We start from the raw sequence: 15,307 nt of genomic DNA on the forward strand, positions 1-15,307 counted from the left end.
TGCCGACATGATGGCACCTCCCAATATTCAGCGACATAGCTGAGTGTAGTGCAGGTGTGGGGCGTACCATCTTATTAACGTCTTTAGGAAAATTGAATATAAGCAACTATCAAATAACTACAGGTGCGGCAACATGAGTTTGGAAGTGCTAGTGCGATGAGCGAAATCGCAATAGTAAAAAGGCTTTGTTTAGATACAGATTATTAAATACCATTACTTTAAATACCTAGACAAGGATGTTGCACGTAGACCTCTGTCGTCATAAGAGAGCCTTCAAAAACAACATCTGATGAAAACACCATTCTCCAAAAACTTTGTGTACTGCCACATATTAAAATTGCAACAGCACACAAAATAGTGTTAATACCAGTGAATATCTACACCTTCATCAAACGCTATCAAACCATTGTGGGTCGCCAAAGATGGAATAATCACACTGGTGAGTTCATTGCCAGCAAACGCTTCACTTTGAATATCGAACACTGATTCTGGGATAGTTACGCTGGTAAGTCGGTTATTCCGGAACGCTTTATAACCAATGAAGGACACTGAACTTGGTATAGTCACCTTAGTGATCTTATTATCAGCAAACGCCTCCGGTGCAATGGTATTTACCGAATCTGATATAGTTACGCTAGTGAGATTATTGTTACTAAATACCCCATGGCTAATAGTGGAAACCGATTCTGGGATGGCCACACTGATAAGTTCATTGCCAGCAAACGCCTCACGCCCAATGGTGGTAACCGAATCTGGGATGACCACACTGGTTAGTTCGCTGCTAGCAAGCGCCCTACGCTCAATGATGGTCACCGTATCAGGAATAACAACTTCTTTTCTTGCCCCACCATAGGAAATAACAACCTTCTTATTCTCGGTGCCATCCTCATTACGAGCAAAAATAAAGCCATCTGATGGTGCATTATTAACTGTGGATAGTGCATTGCGATTAAATGCACCTAAGCCAATAGTAGTCAACGAATTTGAGAGGGTCACGTTGACAAGCTGGTTGTCAGAAAACGCAGCCTCTCCGATAGTTCTTACTGAATCTGGAATGGTCAAATTGGTGAGTTTATTATTACTAAACGCCCTATCCTCAATAGAGGTCACAGAATCTGGGATAGTTACGCTAGTCAGTCGGTTGTTCCGAAACGCCTCATTCTCAATGGTATTCACTGAATAAGGTATAGTCACATTGGTGAGCTTGTTGTAAGCAAACGCCTTTTCACCAATGGTCGTCACCGAATCAGGCATAGTCACACTGGTGAGCTCATTATCAGAAAACGCGCCACGCTCAATAGTGTTTACCGAATCTGGAATAACAATTCCTTTTCTTGAACCACCATAGGATACGACAACCTTCTTGTTCTCTGTGCCATCATCATTACGAGCAAAAATAAATCCATCTGATGCCGCATTGTTAACTGCAGATATTACATTACCATTAAACGCTCCATTACCAATAATGGTCACAGAATCCGGGATAGTCACGCTGATGAGCTGGTTGTTAGAAAATGCAGCCCCCTCAATAGTGTTCACGGAATCTGGGATAGTCAAACTGGTGAGTTTATTATCACTAAACACCTTCCAACCAATAATGGTCACCGAATCTGGAATGATCAAATTGGTTAAATTATTGTAACTAAATGCTTCCCACCCAAGAATATTCACGGAATCTGGGATAGTCACACTGGTGAGTTCATTGCCAGAAAAGGCCCGATGTCCAATGGTGGTTATCGAATCTGGAATGGTCACGTTGGTGAGCCTGTTGTGAGCAAACGCATCATCCTCAACGGTAGTTAAAGAACTAGGTATAGTCACACTGGTGAGCTCGTTATCAGCAAACGCCCCCTGGCCAACGGTGGTCACCGAATTTGGAATGTTCACACTAGTAAGCTCATTATCAGCAAATGCCCTCTCACCAATGGTGGTTACCGAATTTGGAATGGTCACACTGATGAGCTTGTTACCAGCAAATGCCCTCTCACCAATGGTGGTTACCGAATTTGGAATGGTCACACTAGTAAGCTCATTATCAGCAAATGCCCTCTCACCAATGGTGGTCATCGAATCTGAAATGGTTACACTAATGAGCTTGTTGTCAGCAAACGCCCCTTCACCAATGGTGGTCACCGAATCTGGAATGGCCACACTGATGAGCTTGTTACCAGCAAACGCCCCTTCACCAATGGTGGTCACCGAATCTGGAATGGTCACACTGATGAGCTTGTTACCAGCAAACGCCCCTTCACCAATGGTGGTCACTGAATCTGGAATGGTCACACTGATGAGCTTGTTACCAGCAAACGCCCCTTCACCAATGGTAGTCACTGAATCTGGAATGGTCACACTGATGAGCTTGTTACCAGCAAACGCCCCTTCACCAATAGTAGTCACCGAATCTGGAATAGTCACACTAGTGAGCGCGTTATCAGCAAACGCCTCCTCACCAATAGTGGTCACCGAGTCTGGAATGGTCACGCTGGTAAGTTTGTTGTGAGCAAACGCATTATCCCCAACAGTAATCACAGAACCTGGGAGCGTTACACTAGTGAGCTCATTGTAAATAAACGCATAGTCTCCAATAGTAGTTATCGAATCTGGAAGGGTTATGCTAGTGAGATTATTATGACCAAACGCGCTCTTATCAACGGCAGTCACCGAATCTGGAAAAGTCACACTGGTAAGATTGTTGCCCTCAAACATACCGAAACCAATGGTAGTCACCGAATCAGGAATAACAATCTCCTTTCTCCCTCCGCCAAAGGAAACAACAACCTTCTTGTTGTCAGTACCATCATCATTACGAGCAAAGATTATGCCATCTGATGGCGCATTGTTGAATGTGGATATTGCATTACCATTAAACGCATTAGAACCAATGGTGGTCACCGAATCTGGGATAATCACGCTGGTGAGATAGTTGTCAGAAAACGCTGAACCCTCAATAGTCGTCACAGAGTCTGGGATGGTCACACTGGTAAGTGTATTGCCAGTAAATGCCCCCCAACCAATAGTGGTTACCGAATCAGAGAGACTCACGTGGGTGAGGTTGTTGTCAGCAAACGCAACTTTTCCTATGGTGGTCACTGAATTAGGTATAGTCAGGCTGGTGAGTTTGTTTCGAATAAACGCGTCATCCTCAATGGTGGTCACAGATTCTGGTATAGTCACGTTGTGGATCTCATTATCGGCAAACACACTCTCGCCAATAACGGTCACCGAATCTGGAAGGATCAGGCTAGTAAGCTCGTTGCGTTCAAACGCACTATCCCCAATAGTGGTCACAGAATTTGAAAGGGTCAGGCTAGAGAGCTTGTTTCCATAAAATGCTTCCTTACCAATGGTTGTTACCGAGTCTGGAATGATCAAGCTAGTTAATTCGTTGTGTTGAAACGCCCAATCACCAATGGTAGTCAACGAATTTGAAAGGGTCAGACTAGAGAGCTTGTTTCCATTAAATGCATCCCTACCAATGGTGGTCACGGAATTTGGAATAGTCACATTGGTCAAATTGTTGTAACTAAACGCACTCGCACCAATAGTAGTCACTGAATCAGGGATAGTCACGCTGGTGAGCTTGCTACGTCTAAACGCATCACGCCGAATAGTAGTTACCGAATCTGGGATGATGACATCTGTTTCGCTACCATTATAGTCAATAATTACTGACTTGCTTTTTGTGCCATACACCAACCCTTCTGTTGCTTTTTCACAGCCAGTAAGAAAGGTTAAACAGAGCAAACTGCCCAGGGTCGGGCAGATTACCCTCGTGAATCTTGTTATTGATAATGACATACCTGTTCTCAGATTTATATTTATTTTCTGTGCGAATGCATAAAACATTCACATACGGTCAGTTTTATCTTGGGTTAAGAGGATGATAGCAATACTTATTGCGACTTATCATTCCCAACAAGTTGTTTAAACAATTTCACTACTAAAAGAAGCGGTTTGACAAGCAAAACAACTATATAAAAGGCTTAAATCTTGTTAAGTTTCATTCTATCGCAGTATTTTCGTAGTATAAAACACACGCTTTTAGACTTTTTAGATTATTTAATCTAACGAATTTGGGGTAGAGCCCTCTTAAAACCATCACATCCACAAAGTACCACGAGCAAAATTAAGCTTGAGGGGCGAGCCGGCATAAAAGTTGAAATAGGAGTAAAGAACCTCATCAAAAGAGCTTTTGGTATAGTTCCTGATTTCGCAAACTTTACACCGAATTGATTATATATTGGATGTATTTTTTATCTGACTATAGCTACGCCTTATCGAAGCTAGGAACGCACAAGAAGAGTTTTATGTAATTTATACTTCACAAACAATTTCTCGTAGGTATTTGTGATAGGGTCTACCGTTTTTTAGTACCAGAATTGTTACAAGTCAGACAGCAATTATTGCTTTTAAACTCAGAACCTTAAAAAGCCCTGAGCAGAAGTGCTAGAACAGTAACTTAAAAACATAGCTATTTATTCAAATCTTGTGTAGTAACCACTTCGCTTACCCAAATAGGCATGAAGTCAATGCCTCCAGCGGCAATACCACGGCACAAACCTGTATTACCATAACTCGCACGAACCATTTGTTTGCCATCAAACAACCAGCTTTCAAAGCTCCAGCAATCCCCCAATCCTCGGTCTTTATGAGCGGAGGAAACAATGCCGTCAGAATAGTCATTACCATAGATGTTAAGACGTTTAGGCACAGCAGCATCGCCTTCTCCCAACAACCAATAACTTGAACCATAGTTATAAGCCGCCATCCAACAGGACGCCTCAATCAATGATTGGCCATTATTAAGCTTTGCAATAGCAATTGACGGTGTTTCTTCAAACAGTCTATGGCACTCGGAACTGTCTCCGTTAGACTGATAGCTAGCACGAAGCTGTGGTAACAATTTGGCATATTGGGCAGATTCTGGCTCAAGTGATTTCATCATTGCATCGCCGCCAACATTCACAAGTGTGGGGATAGCCACAGCAAGATTCACCCTAGACTCAGCGCCTTGACCTTTTGCGACAATAGCAAACGGAGTATTCTGGCGCCCCTGATATTCATCCATCCTACGAAACACGGCACTGGCACCGCTACCAGACAGTACCCATTTAGTTTTACCATCACCAATTTCAATAAGTGCATCTTTAGTCACTACTGCAAGAATGGCCTGAACCTGCATGGATGTCATGGCGTCATGCTGTATCGGGCCCAACTCTAGGCCATCGATATAAAGATTTATCTGCTCAGGCCAATGGTCAAAATCAGATTCATCCCCTAAATACACTTTGCCCGTTACTGACGCTGCAGGACCCGCTTTACGAGTAAACATCACAGCAACAGGATTGAGACTGCCAATATTTGAATAGCCAGCCGCCCGGCAGGTCCCTGTATTATCACAAGCTAGATACCAATCTTTGTGTTGAAAACTCTCTCCCTCAAAAGCGCTGACAGAAAAAGCTACCAAACCCAATGTACATATTGTACTTCTAATACAGAGCATTAGCATATTCCTCCAGTTCAGTTTTAATGAATAAATCATTGTGCCTCCTTTGCTACTTCTATTTACCAGTATTAAAAATTCCGTATTCTTATGAAAACATCAATTTAGAATTATTTATTAGAGCGAACCAGAAAACAAATTTAGTCAGTTACCCCAGTTCATCAATAGTTAAAGGAGTGGTTCCATATTTTTTAGGAATTAACTTTCTTCGCTCCATTAATAAATGATAATAAACAACCATAATAAATTATTAAGTGGATTTAATTTTCATAATTACTCACCTATATATAGTACCTTTTTCTCCCATTTTATAACCTAAAGTAAAACCCAAACTTTTAACAGGCTTTACTTTATAACTCTGAGCCGAACGTAGTGCTTTATCTATATCTTTTTTCGTTAGTTTTCCAGAGATTTCTTTGAACTGTTTTTCTGCGTCTGGATGTTTGTTTTTTTTTGCCCAGTAAGACCATTTAAACGCTTCAATTAAATTCATCATCCCATTTTCATCATCACGATATAATTGCGCAAAGCCAAATTGAGAATATGGGTCATTGTATTTAACCCCCACGGAATACCACTCTATTGCTTTATCTATATTCTTATCGCAACCCAGGCCATATTGGTACATATACCCAATTTTCCCCATCGCAACGCTTGAACCTTCGTTTACTGCACTATAGTATTTTTGGATGGCTTCTTTATAATTTACAATGTTGTACTTAGTTGATGAATAAATGTCACCAAGTAAAACTAATGCGTAGTGATCCTTCTTGTTGGCAGCAGTCTTAAGCCACTTAAGAGCCTCGTTGAAATCGTAATGGTCACCATCCAGATAAGTGTGTCCAAGAAGAAGCATTGCGTCCGTGTCATTCTGATCTGCTGCCTTGTGTAGCCAATGCATCATCATTTTAGGGTTAGAGTACTCTTTGTCCATAGTATAAATCGCCGCAAGAGTTTTTTGCGCTTCTAAATCTCCAGACTCTGCTGCAATCGTGTGCCATCTCAACATTTCTGCTGAATCTCGACGAAAGTGTCCGTTTCCTTCATAGATTATGCCTAAAATAGCAGCGCAATCTACTTCTCCGTCAGCATATGCTTCCGTCAACCATTTGCTAGCTAACCGCCAATCCTTTTTAAATTTTTCACCACTAAAATACAGGTAGCCAAGTTCTTTCTTTGCCTCCGAGCTTCCCTTCAACGCTGCCTTCGTTAACCAATTTACTACTAGCTTTTTATTATACTTAACACGCCTTCCATGATAGTAACGTCTCGCTAAGATAATTTGAGCCACACTAGACCCCTTTATCGCTAAGTATTTAAGAATATCAATCGGCAACGCAACAACAAGTAATTTATAAATAATATTGAATGTTATTTTTAGCCTGAACATAACTCTTTGCAATAAATTAACATCACGTTTTTTCATTGTTATCTAAATTTCTCCAAGGTTAAATCCTCCGAACTTCATATCAAATTTAATAGTTATTAGTAATATTGAACTTCAATGTTTACTTGTATTTTTGTTCAATTTGGTAAATACAGGTAAGCATCAGTCGATGATAACCAAAAATTGACCGTGTTTGTGTTGGTTTCACTATGCAAGATAACTTTTTTTCAGGCAAAAACACGTCAGCAACATATAAGTGAGTAAAAACACTCTGTAGAAAAGAAACACTATTGAGCTAGAAAGTACAACGGGTAAAAATACAATCGTGTTTGGTGTACCACCAGCACACCTCTGAATATGTATTTGTAACTTTTTCAAATTTAGTAAGTCATGATATTGCAACGTTATTTGTGGACACCAGCGTAATGGTTAAGATTGCACCTTTTAAAAGGTATGATCAAAGTGGGTAAGTGCCGTTTCATTAAGAAGCACAGAGTAATCATTGCTGCCCAGATATCAGGATAACCCCGCCACCCAAAAACGTAACTTTGAACAGACAAATACCACAGTGAGAGTTTGAATCGCCTTAGGTTACATTTTATGAGGGCAAACGAACGCACCAGATTTTGTAAGGTGTTTTATCTAGTGGGCAAGCTAACATTCAATTTCTAACTGAGCTTCCGTAAGTTTCTCTCACTACTAAAGCTTCTCCTCCTCCTTCCCTTTTCCCACACTTTCAACGATACTCTTGCGCCTTATTGTTCAGTTGGAAAACTTCATGCCTCAAGCTAACTCCGTTGTCGTACTCGACTTTGAAACCACAGGTCTGTCTCCGAATATGGGTGATCGCGCGATTGAAATCGGTGCGGTTAAGATCGTTGATGTTGAGGTGATCGATAGTTTTCAGCAACTTATGAATCCTGGCTTTCGTGTGAGCTCATCCATTGAAGTTTACACAGGCATTACCAATAACATGCTGCGCACAACGCGTCGTTCGATAAGCGCTTTCTGGATGCGGAACTGGAGCGAATTAACTGCGGTTATTCTGGCAAGTTCGCGTGTTCTTTATTGGTGGCACAACGCCTTATTCAAGATGCGCCGTCACACAAGTTGGGTGAGTTGGTTCGTTATAAGAACATTGAAAACGACGGTGTATTCCACCGCGCGTTAGCCGATGCACAGGTAATGGCAAAGCTTTGGTTACTGATGGTGGAAGAGCTTGAACAATCGGGCATAGCAGCGCCAAGCTTCAAGCTTATGCAAACGGTAAGTAAGACAGCAAAAGGAAAACTGGAGCAGTTGCTCTCTAAAAATCGGTTTTAACCACACGAGATATAAACAAAAGTCGATTACTTTTGATAGGAATCGGATTATTAAATATAGAAAGTGATTGCTTACATTAAAGTCTATTTTTATGTATTTAATAACAATTGTTTAGTGCCATTTAATCTCAAAATTTTGTTTGCCAGCTTTATTAGTCCTGGAAGGTGAATCATTTGTAATAAACTTGGAACTGAAAACATCAAAACAGCTTTCAATAGATTCCAAATAACATCGTAATCACCAGGAGTAAATTTAAAAGCTGACATTAATAAAGCCAGAACAATAAATGCATAACAAAAATTTTGAACAAACTCATCAGGATACCAAGAGTACGTTATTTTCGTTTTATTTTTATCTTGTCCTAGTTTACATCGAAGCTCCCCACCAATCTCTCGTCCTGCAACAATTGAGCTGAAGTTTATAAACTCACGAGTATTGAATAACCGGTCTTGATGTGCTTCAGAACTTCGAGAAGTTTTTCTTTTTACTATTAAGATATTTTCCTTTTTCTTAGTCAAGTAAGCACCTTCACTAGGATTATTCTCATTTAAATAAAAATAGTCAGTATTTTTTAACCTAGAAAGAATCTCTTCCATTGATTCTTCGCTATACTTTTCGCTTCTATAAAGTGCGTGGTTTATATTCATTACAATCTTGTAGCCTTGTGGGAACCAAATTTCACATCAACTAACTATCAAAACAGTTAGCAATTCAAATCAAGATGTAAATTCTAAACAAGGCTGACTAAAACACCACTTCCAAAGTGACCATTTTCATAGGCGAATTACCTTTATTTTAGTAAAGCTCCAAACTGTGAATATCACTCCGGCACCCTATCCGAAATTACCTTGCCGTCTTTGATGGTGATGATGCGTTTAGTGCGCTCTGCCAGAGCGTTATCGTGCGTCACGATGATCAATGTTCTGCCTTCGGCGTGGAGTTGGTTGAACAGAGCTTCGATCTCAGCACCAGATTTTGAATCGAGCGCGCCGGTTGGCTCGTCAGCTAGGATGATTTGCGGATCGTTGACCAAGGCTCTTGCAATCGCAACTCTCTGCTTTTGACCACCAGAAAGCTGGTTTGGTTTATGGTCTAAACGATCCCCTAGCCCGACTTGCTCTAGCAATTTAGCTGCGCGCTGGCGACGTTCTTTGGCTTTGATACCAGAGTAAACCAACGGCAGTGCCACGTTATCAAGCGCCGTCGCGTATTCCAATAAGTTAAAGCTTTGGAAGACAAATCCGATCTTTTGGTTACGAATGCCAGCCAGCTCATTCGCACTTAAACTTGCGACGTTTTGGCCGCCAAGTTGGTACTCGCCATCGGTGGGCTTATCTAAACAGCCGAGCATGTTCATCAACGTTGATTTGCCTGAACCGGACGGGCCAAGAATCGAAAGAAACTCGCCTTGATTAATGGTTAAGTCAACGCCGTCTAGCGCGCGAACTTCCGCCTCCCCGCTTGAGTAGTATTTACAGATGTTGGTCAGCTCAACAAGCGGCTTGTTCGACATGTTCTCTCCAGAGTTATTGTTGTTATTCACTTTGTAGCGCCTCCAACGGGCTGACTTTTGCGGCTCGGTTTGCAGGTAACCATGCAGATGCCACGCCAATGATCACTAAGGTGAGGATGACAATCGCGACAACGACCCACGACAACTCAGGGACAGGTTTACCCAGTTGTTCATAAAAAGCATTGCCCTCTAAAGGAATGGAACTGATGGCAGACACCAGCGCGTACGTCACAGCTAACCCAAGCGCGCCCCCCATCATCATTGTCAATAAAGACTGCACTAAATAGTGCATACGAATGGCCGTTGGGGTTGCACCGACTGCCATGCGCACGCCGATATCACGCGTAGATCGCTTTACGGTGGCATACATCACATTGGCAATGCCGACGCCAGCAACAGCTAACGTCACGAAGCCGATAATGCCAAGAAAACTCTGCAAACCTATCAGAAACTGCTGCATACTCTTTTGTTTAAGGAACATATCATCGACTTGGACGACCTGTTCATCACTGACACTTGCCCCGTGCTTACGGGCAATCACTTGCCTGATCGTCTTTGCTAAGGCTTCTCGGTCTACATCGGCTTGTGGTTGCACATTGATGCCACCAATTTCACCGTTGACATGAAATCGCTTCCACGTCGCTAACGGCACAAAGCTGGAATAGTTGATAAGATCCCCCAGTTCTATTTGAGCGCTGTTTTTCTCCAATACGCCCACAACGGTGAACTCCTCATTGCCGATTTTTACCTTTTTCCCCACAGGGTTGACTTGCAATGTGACTGTCGCAAACCAACTAAAGTCCTCATTCGGGTTGAATAAGTCGGCTGCCAGTTCATAACCCAGTACAACGACTTTGCGCGTCTCTTTTTGATCGAGTGGATTTAACCATCGTCCCCCCGCCATCGGCACCAAATTGGTCATGGATTGAAACTCGCTCGTGACCGCTAAGGGCTCTTGCCATGAGCTTCTGTCACCAACGGTGATACGCTCTTTCCACTTCGCAGTTGGCGCAACGCTTTTTACATCGGGTAATGCTCGAACGATCTCTGAATCGTCCATTTTTAACGTCAGAAATTTACCTTGGTGAAAAGCACCGTGGTCGACGGTGGCCATCCCTCCGGTCAAATAGATCAAGTTGCCGTTACCATTTTGTGCGGTTTTCAATACGCCCTGACGAATACCCTCACCTACCGCCAACATAGCAGCGATACAGAGGGTCGCCCACGCTACTGCCAGAATGGTCAAACCCAGTCTCAGCTTTTCTGCCGCCATTTCTTGGAAAATTTGTCTCATCGGTAACAGCATGACTAGGCCCTCGCACTCAAAGCAATGACTGGCGTGAGACGCGATGCTCGCCTTGCTGGGAAATACGATGCCATCAATGCCAAGATAAGCGTCACAAGTAAAGACCAAGCAATGGAATCTGGCGTGATCACAGGCAAACCAATCCATTCAGGTAATCCCATGCTGCTTAGGACAGACACCACGGCATACGAAAACATCAGACCTAATGCCGTGCCCACAGTTACCAAAATAAGCCCCTCAAGAATAAACTGACTGAGTATGGATTTTTGAGTCGCCCCGATCGCCAAACGCACACCGATTTCACGCGTGCGCTCAGTGACGGATAAAAACATGATGTTGGCAACACCAAGCGCACCGACCGCCATGGTCATCGCACCGCTCGCTCCGAGAAAAATCTGAATGCCACGCAAAATTCCACTGATGACCGCCGCACCTTCACTAAAATCGGGTAATTCGACCGCATCTTTATCACTTGGGTCAAAATGAAGCTGCTTGGCGAAAAAGTTCACGATATTTTGTCGAAATGACGATGCATCCATCCCTTCTCTCGGCTTCATCAATACCATCCAAGGTTTCGCATCCCACAAATCGCGGTACGTTGTTTGAGGAATGAAAACCGTGCGGCTATCGCCGAATGAAATGCCAGTGTCCTCACCAACGGTTATCCCAATCACCAAAAACGGAATGCCGTTGACTTTGAGCCTATCCCCGATTTGGATTCCGCCCATTTGCGCAATTTGATCGCCTAACACTGCCACGCGAGTGTGGTTGTCCATATCACTTGGTGACAGGTTTCTCGAACCGGATTGCAGCTTGCGTTGCATTAAAGGAAAGTAAGACGTATCAATACCGCTGACCGTTCTCGATAAATTCTGTCCTTTGAGATTGGTGATATTCGCATCCCATTTGGCGTAAACGCTCGACGCCTGTTGCACAAAGCCTGACTGTTTGATCATGTCGACTTTTTCTTGTGGAATATCAATTTGTCGCCTTGAAGGTAACCCTTGCCACGGTTTACTGGTACTCGACGGAAACACCACTTGCACATTGTTGATCATAAATGAAAACGACTGAGTCTGATGGCGATAAAAGCCTTCGCCAAGTGCGATTAACACCACCACAGAGATCACGCCCCAAGCAATCGCGATAATGGCTAGAACGCTCTTCATGCGGTGCGCCATCAACGTTTGCCAAGTTTGTTGCAATAGGCTGCTCATGAATGAAAAGCCCGAGAGATCAACACCATGGTATCGTCATCGAGTTTCCCTGCGGTTTGCAGTAAGCCGATTCTCTTACGCCAATAGCTGTACAAGTTGGTTTGCAGACTGTTTTTCGCCTCAAACAAGCTGTTGTGTGCACTGATAACTTCCGACACTTCAAGCAGGCCAGCGTCGTAAAGTTTCTCTTTGCTTTGCAACACTCTGGCGCGCGACTCAACTAGCTCGTTCGCTATTAAAACTTGATTCCAGTTGATATCGACCTGCGTAAACTGCTGAATAACTCGTTTCTGAATATCAATTTCCACTCTACGCATATCTTGCTTGGCGCCTAAAATGTTCAACGATGCTTCGTCCACTTTCGCTCGCACTGCACCATTTAGGTCAATCGGCAAACTCAAACTAATCCCAGCGTTAAACTCGCCGTTTGAACGATTGTCACCATCGCTGTAGCCCACACTGCCTTTGACGGTCGGGTAGTATCCACCTTTAGCTGAATCTTTCGCGAACTCGCTCGCTTTCACCATCTGCGCCGCCACCAACAGCTCTGGACTGCTGTCTTTCGCCAGCTTTAGCCATTGCTCCTGAGAGTCCACCAGCATCGGTGGCTGAATCAAAGAATCCGTTCGAATTTGGTCGACACTCTCGGGCATTTGATTGATTAACGCCGCAAGCTCTGCTTTTTTAACTTCGAGATCGGCTTTTGCATTGAGGATACTTGCTTGCTCAGAGACTTGATTCGCTCGCATCTCTTCAACATCAACCGACTTCACTTTGCCTGCTCGATAGCGTTTCTCGATGATGTTGAGAAGTTCTTTCCCCTCCTCCAGCTTGGACTGCGCCAATTTGAGGTCGCCCAGTGCGCTTGCCACATCTAGGTAAGCGGTGAGCAACTTTTGCGCAAGCTCGTTATGCGCTTGAGATAACTCTAACTGTACTTTGAGATAATTGGCATTCGCTTGATCCAGTTCCGACCACAAACTGCTATCCCAAATAGTTTGAGATAAGGTAGCGCCGTAACTGTTGGAATGGCTTGAGGACTCATTCCAATCCGCTGACGCACTGGCACTTAAACCCGGTAATAACGCACTGCGGCTACTCTGTACGCCAACCTCGCCAAGCTGGACGCCGATTTTCGCTTTTTCGTAATTTGGATCGTTCTGCTTTGCTTGTTGCCAAGCTTGTTCAATAGAAATTGCGTAGGTCGGCAAACTGAGCGTGGCAGCCAACAATGCAAAGGCGATTTTTGATCGTTGCAGCTTAACCATGCGCCGCTCCCATCATGCTGTTGTCGATAACCTCTTCATCAAGCTCCACGCCGTCAAGCACTTCGACATTGATGCCATCTGACAGACCGAGTTTCACAGGTTGTTTATGAAACCCTTGTTCTGAGCTGTCGGGGATCAGAACATTCGGTGCGTCACCATCAAATTGCAGAGCGCGCTCCGGTAGAGTGAGCACGTTTTCAGACTTCTTCAGAATGATTTGAGCCGTCGATGAAAAACCAGAACGAAGCAACACATCTTGTGGGATCTTGAGTTCTCCCACTTCAACCTCAAAACCGTTATCAAAACTTTTTGCCGAAGCATTGCCCTCTGGTGAGTTAAGGTTCTCAGATTGAATCGCCACTTTGGTTAGCACACCAGAAATCGCCACATCAGGATAAGGCGCAACCGTCAACATAACGGGCATTCCCGGAGACAACTGCGCAGCATCATGCTCACTGACGCTACCTTTAAAAATCAGACTGTTCATGTCGGCCAATGACATCATTTCAGTCGCGGCTTGGCTTGATTGAGTCGAGATGATCGGCTCTCCGACCTCAACTTTCTGGTTGAGTACCGTGCCATCAATTGGCGCGTAGATCGTCGACGTTAAACGCGCATCGCCGATAGACGCCTCACCACTGCGGATGAGTTCGAGATTCTGGCGCTTTTGCAATACGTCCGCTTGCGCAGATTTGACTGCCGAGCGCGCACTTACGTACTCGTCGTAGTTACTTGGAATAATGTCCTGCTTGACCAAGCTTTCTAAGTTGGACAGTTTTTGTTTGGCGGATTCCAGATCGGCTTCGCTACGCATGAGCTCTGCCGATGCATCCGTTAATGCTTGGGGTGTTGGGTTTGGACGCACTTTGATCAGCGGCTGGCCTTGCTTCACCTTTTCACCAACTTTCGCGTAAATTTCACCGACGATACCGTCGATTTGTGACTTGATAGACACAGAGTGTGCAGGGACAATTTTACCAACAGCCACCGCTTGTTTTTCAATCGTGCCTTTTTCCACAATCAATGTAGGCAGCAATTCTGGTTGAGCAGCAGATTGGAGATAGAAATACGTACCACCGCCGAGCAGCGCGATGCTCACAGCGGAGACAAGCCAACGTTTCGTCATTATTTATTCCAACAATTATTGGGTAGTCTAATGACTACTCCTAAAACACAAAGTTGAAGGAATAATATCCTGCTTTAATAGCGGTTTGGTTGTCACAGTTGGTAAGGCTTTGTCAGTCGCCTCTGACAATCAAAGACTAAAAAATCTCGACGAATCATTCAGCAAAGACGCTGTCTACGATAGCGACTAACAAGCTCTGTAACCGCTCGTTTCAACCACCACCCTTTTCATTCTGAACAATGTGCAAAATGGCGCTGTTCTGTATCCAAGTGAGCAGCTGTTTCTTGAGCGTTTAATATGTTCTCTTGATTAGCCCCAAACTCAGCCCCCGTTCCAGGCCAATAATATGTATCTTTATCACGACATAGTGTGAGAATGACAGGATCATTGTGTATATTGGGCTCATCTCCTAGCTCGCCATACATACTGAAAGTAATCTCAGACCCAACGTCTCCACGAAGTTTCTGAATCACTTCTGCTTGAACTTTAAAGAGAACATCTTCCTCGTGTTCAGCAAACTTTTCAAAACCTGTAATTTTCACCACTGCAGAATAGGGCGTTTGAAATATCGCATCTTTGAGTACCTCATTCTGAGAGTACACTCCCTGTGAAGCACAAGCTGATAAGCTCACACAGCCTAGCAAACTTATAAATTTCTTCATGT

The 15,307-nt window shown here is 43.7% G+C and carries 10 protein-coding genes and 1 pseudogene; 1 reads left to right on the plus strand and 10 read right to left on the minus strand.

Features of this window, described 5'->3' with window-relative positions:
- Positions 1-360: 360 nt before the first annotated feature.
- The 3 genes from R7F67_RS10440 to R7F67_RS10450 all read right to left on the minus strand — a co-directional run bounded on the left by R7F67_RS10440 (position 361) and on the right by R7F67_RS10450 (position 6,929).
- The gene (locus R7F67_RS10440) at positions 361-3,798 is read right to left on the minus strand and encodes a leucine-rich repeat domain-containing protein (RefSeq protein WP_318057171.1); all 3,438 of its coding nucleotides are present in this window, start codon (positions 3,796-3,798) and stop codon (positions 361-363) included.
- A 673-nt stretch (positions 3,799-4,471) separates the two neighbouring features.
- Positions 4,472-5,542, minus strand: coding sequence for a DUF1176 domain-containing protein (locus R7F67_RS10445; RefSeq protein ID WP_017633893.1), 1,071 nt, complete (start codon positions 5,540-5,542; stop codon positions 4,472-4,474).
- Positions 5,543-5,780: 238 nt separating this feature from the next.
- The gene (locus R7F67_RS10450; protein WP_053304256.1) at positions 5,781-6,929 is read right to left on the minus strand and encodes a tetratricopeptide repeat protein; all 1,149 of its coding nucleotides are present in this window, start codon (positions 6,927-6,929) and stop codon (positions 5,781-5,783) included.
- Between the two features lie 739 nt (positions 6,930-7,668).
- Between R7F67_RS10450 and R7F67_RS10455 the strand changes: the two are divergent.
- Positions 7,669-8,213 (plus strand): annotated as a pseudogene (locus R7F67_RS10455) (PolC-type DNA polymerase III).
- An 89-nt stretch (positions 8,214-8,302) separates the two neighbouring features.
- Here the strand turns inward: R7F67_RS10455 and R7F67_RS10460 are convergent.
- From R7F67_RS10460 to R7F67_RS10490, 7 genes are all read right to left on the minus strand, one after another.
- On the minus strand, positions 8,303-8,809 hold the full coding sequence (locus R7F67_RS10460; RefSeq protein WP_155489406.1) for a hypothetical protein: 507 nt from the start codon (positions 8,807-8,809) through the stop codon (positions 8,303-8,305).
- 224 nt (positions 8,810-9,033) lie between these two features.
- Positions 9,034-9,726, minus strand: a complete 693-nt coding sequence (locus tag R7F67_RS10465) for an ABC transporter ATP-binding protein (protein ID WP_193837577.1) — start codon at positions 9,724-9,726, stop codon at positions 9,034-9,036.
- A 22-nt stretch (positions 9,727-9,748) separates the two neighbouring features.
- Positions 9,749-11,032, minus strand: coding sequence for an ABC transporter permease (locus R7F67_RS10470; RefSeq protein WP_017633888.1), 1,284 nt, complete (start codon positions 11,030-11,032; stop codon positions 9,749-9,751).
- Positions 11,033-11,034: 2 nt separating this feature from the next.
- The gene (locus R7F67_RS10475) at positions 11,035-12,249 is read right to left on the minus strand and encodes an ABC transporter permease (RefSeq protein WP_318057172.1); all 1,215 of its coding nucleotides are present in this window, start codon (positions 12,247-12,249) and stop codon (positions 11,035-11,037) included.
- Entirely contained in the window at positions 12,246-13,517 is a 1,272-nt protein-coding gene (locus R7F67_RS10480; protein ID WP_054576212.1) for a TolC family protein, read from the minus strand. Before R7F67_RS10480 ends, R7F67_RS10475 begins: the two co-directional genes overlap by 4 nt.
- Positions 13,510-14,643 carry an efflux RND transporter periplasmic adaptor subunit gene (locus R7F67_RS10485; protein WP_005376722.1) on the minus strand — a complete coding sequence of 378 codons (1,134 nt, stop codon included), beginning with the start codon at positions 14,641-14,643 and terminating at the stop codon, positions 13,510-13,512. Before R7F67_RS10485 ends, R7F67_RS10480 begins: the two co-directional genes overlap by 8 nt.
- A gap of 227 nt (positions 14,644-14,870) precedes the next feature.
- Positions 14,871-15,305 carry a hypothetical protein gene (locus R7F67_RS10490; protein ID WP_017633884.1) on the minus strand — a complete coding sequence of 145 codons (435 nt, stop codon included), beginning with the start codon at positions 15,303-15,305 and terminating at the stop codon, positions 14,871-14,873.
- Positions 15,306-15,307: the final 2 nt, after the last annotated feature.

The sequence above is a fragment of the Vibrio sp. YT-17 genome (genome assembly GCF_033337375.1).
Taxonomy (GTDB): Bacteria; Pseudomonadota; Gammaproteobacteria; order Enterobacterales; family Vibrionaceae; genus Vibrio; species Vibrio alginolyticus.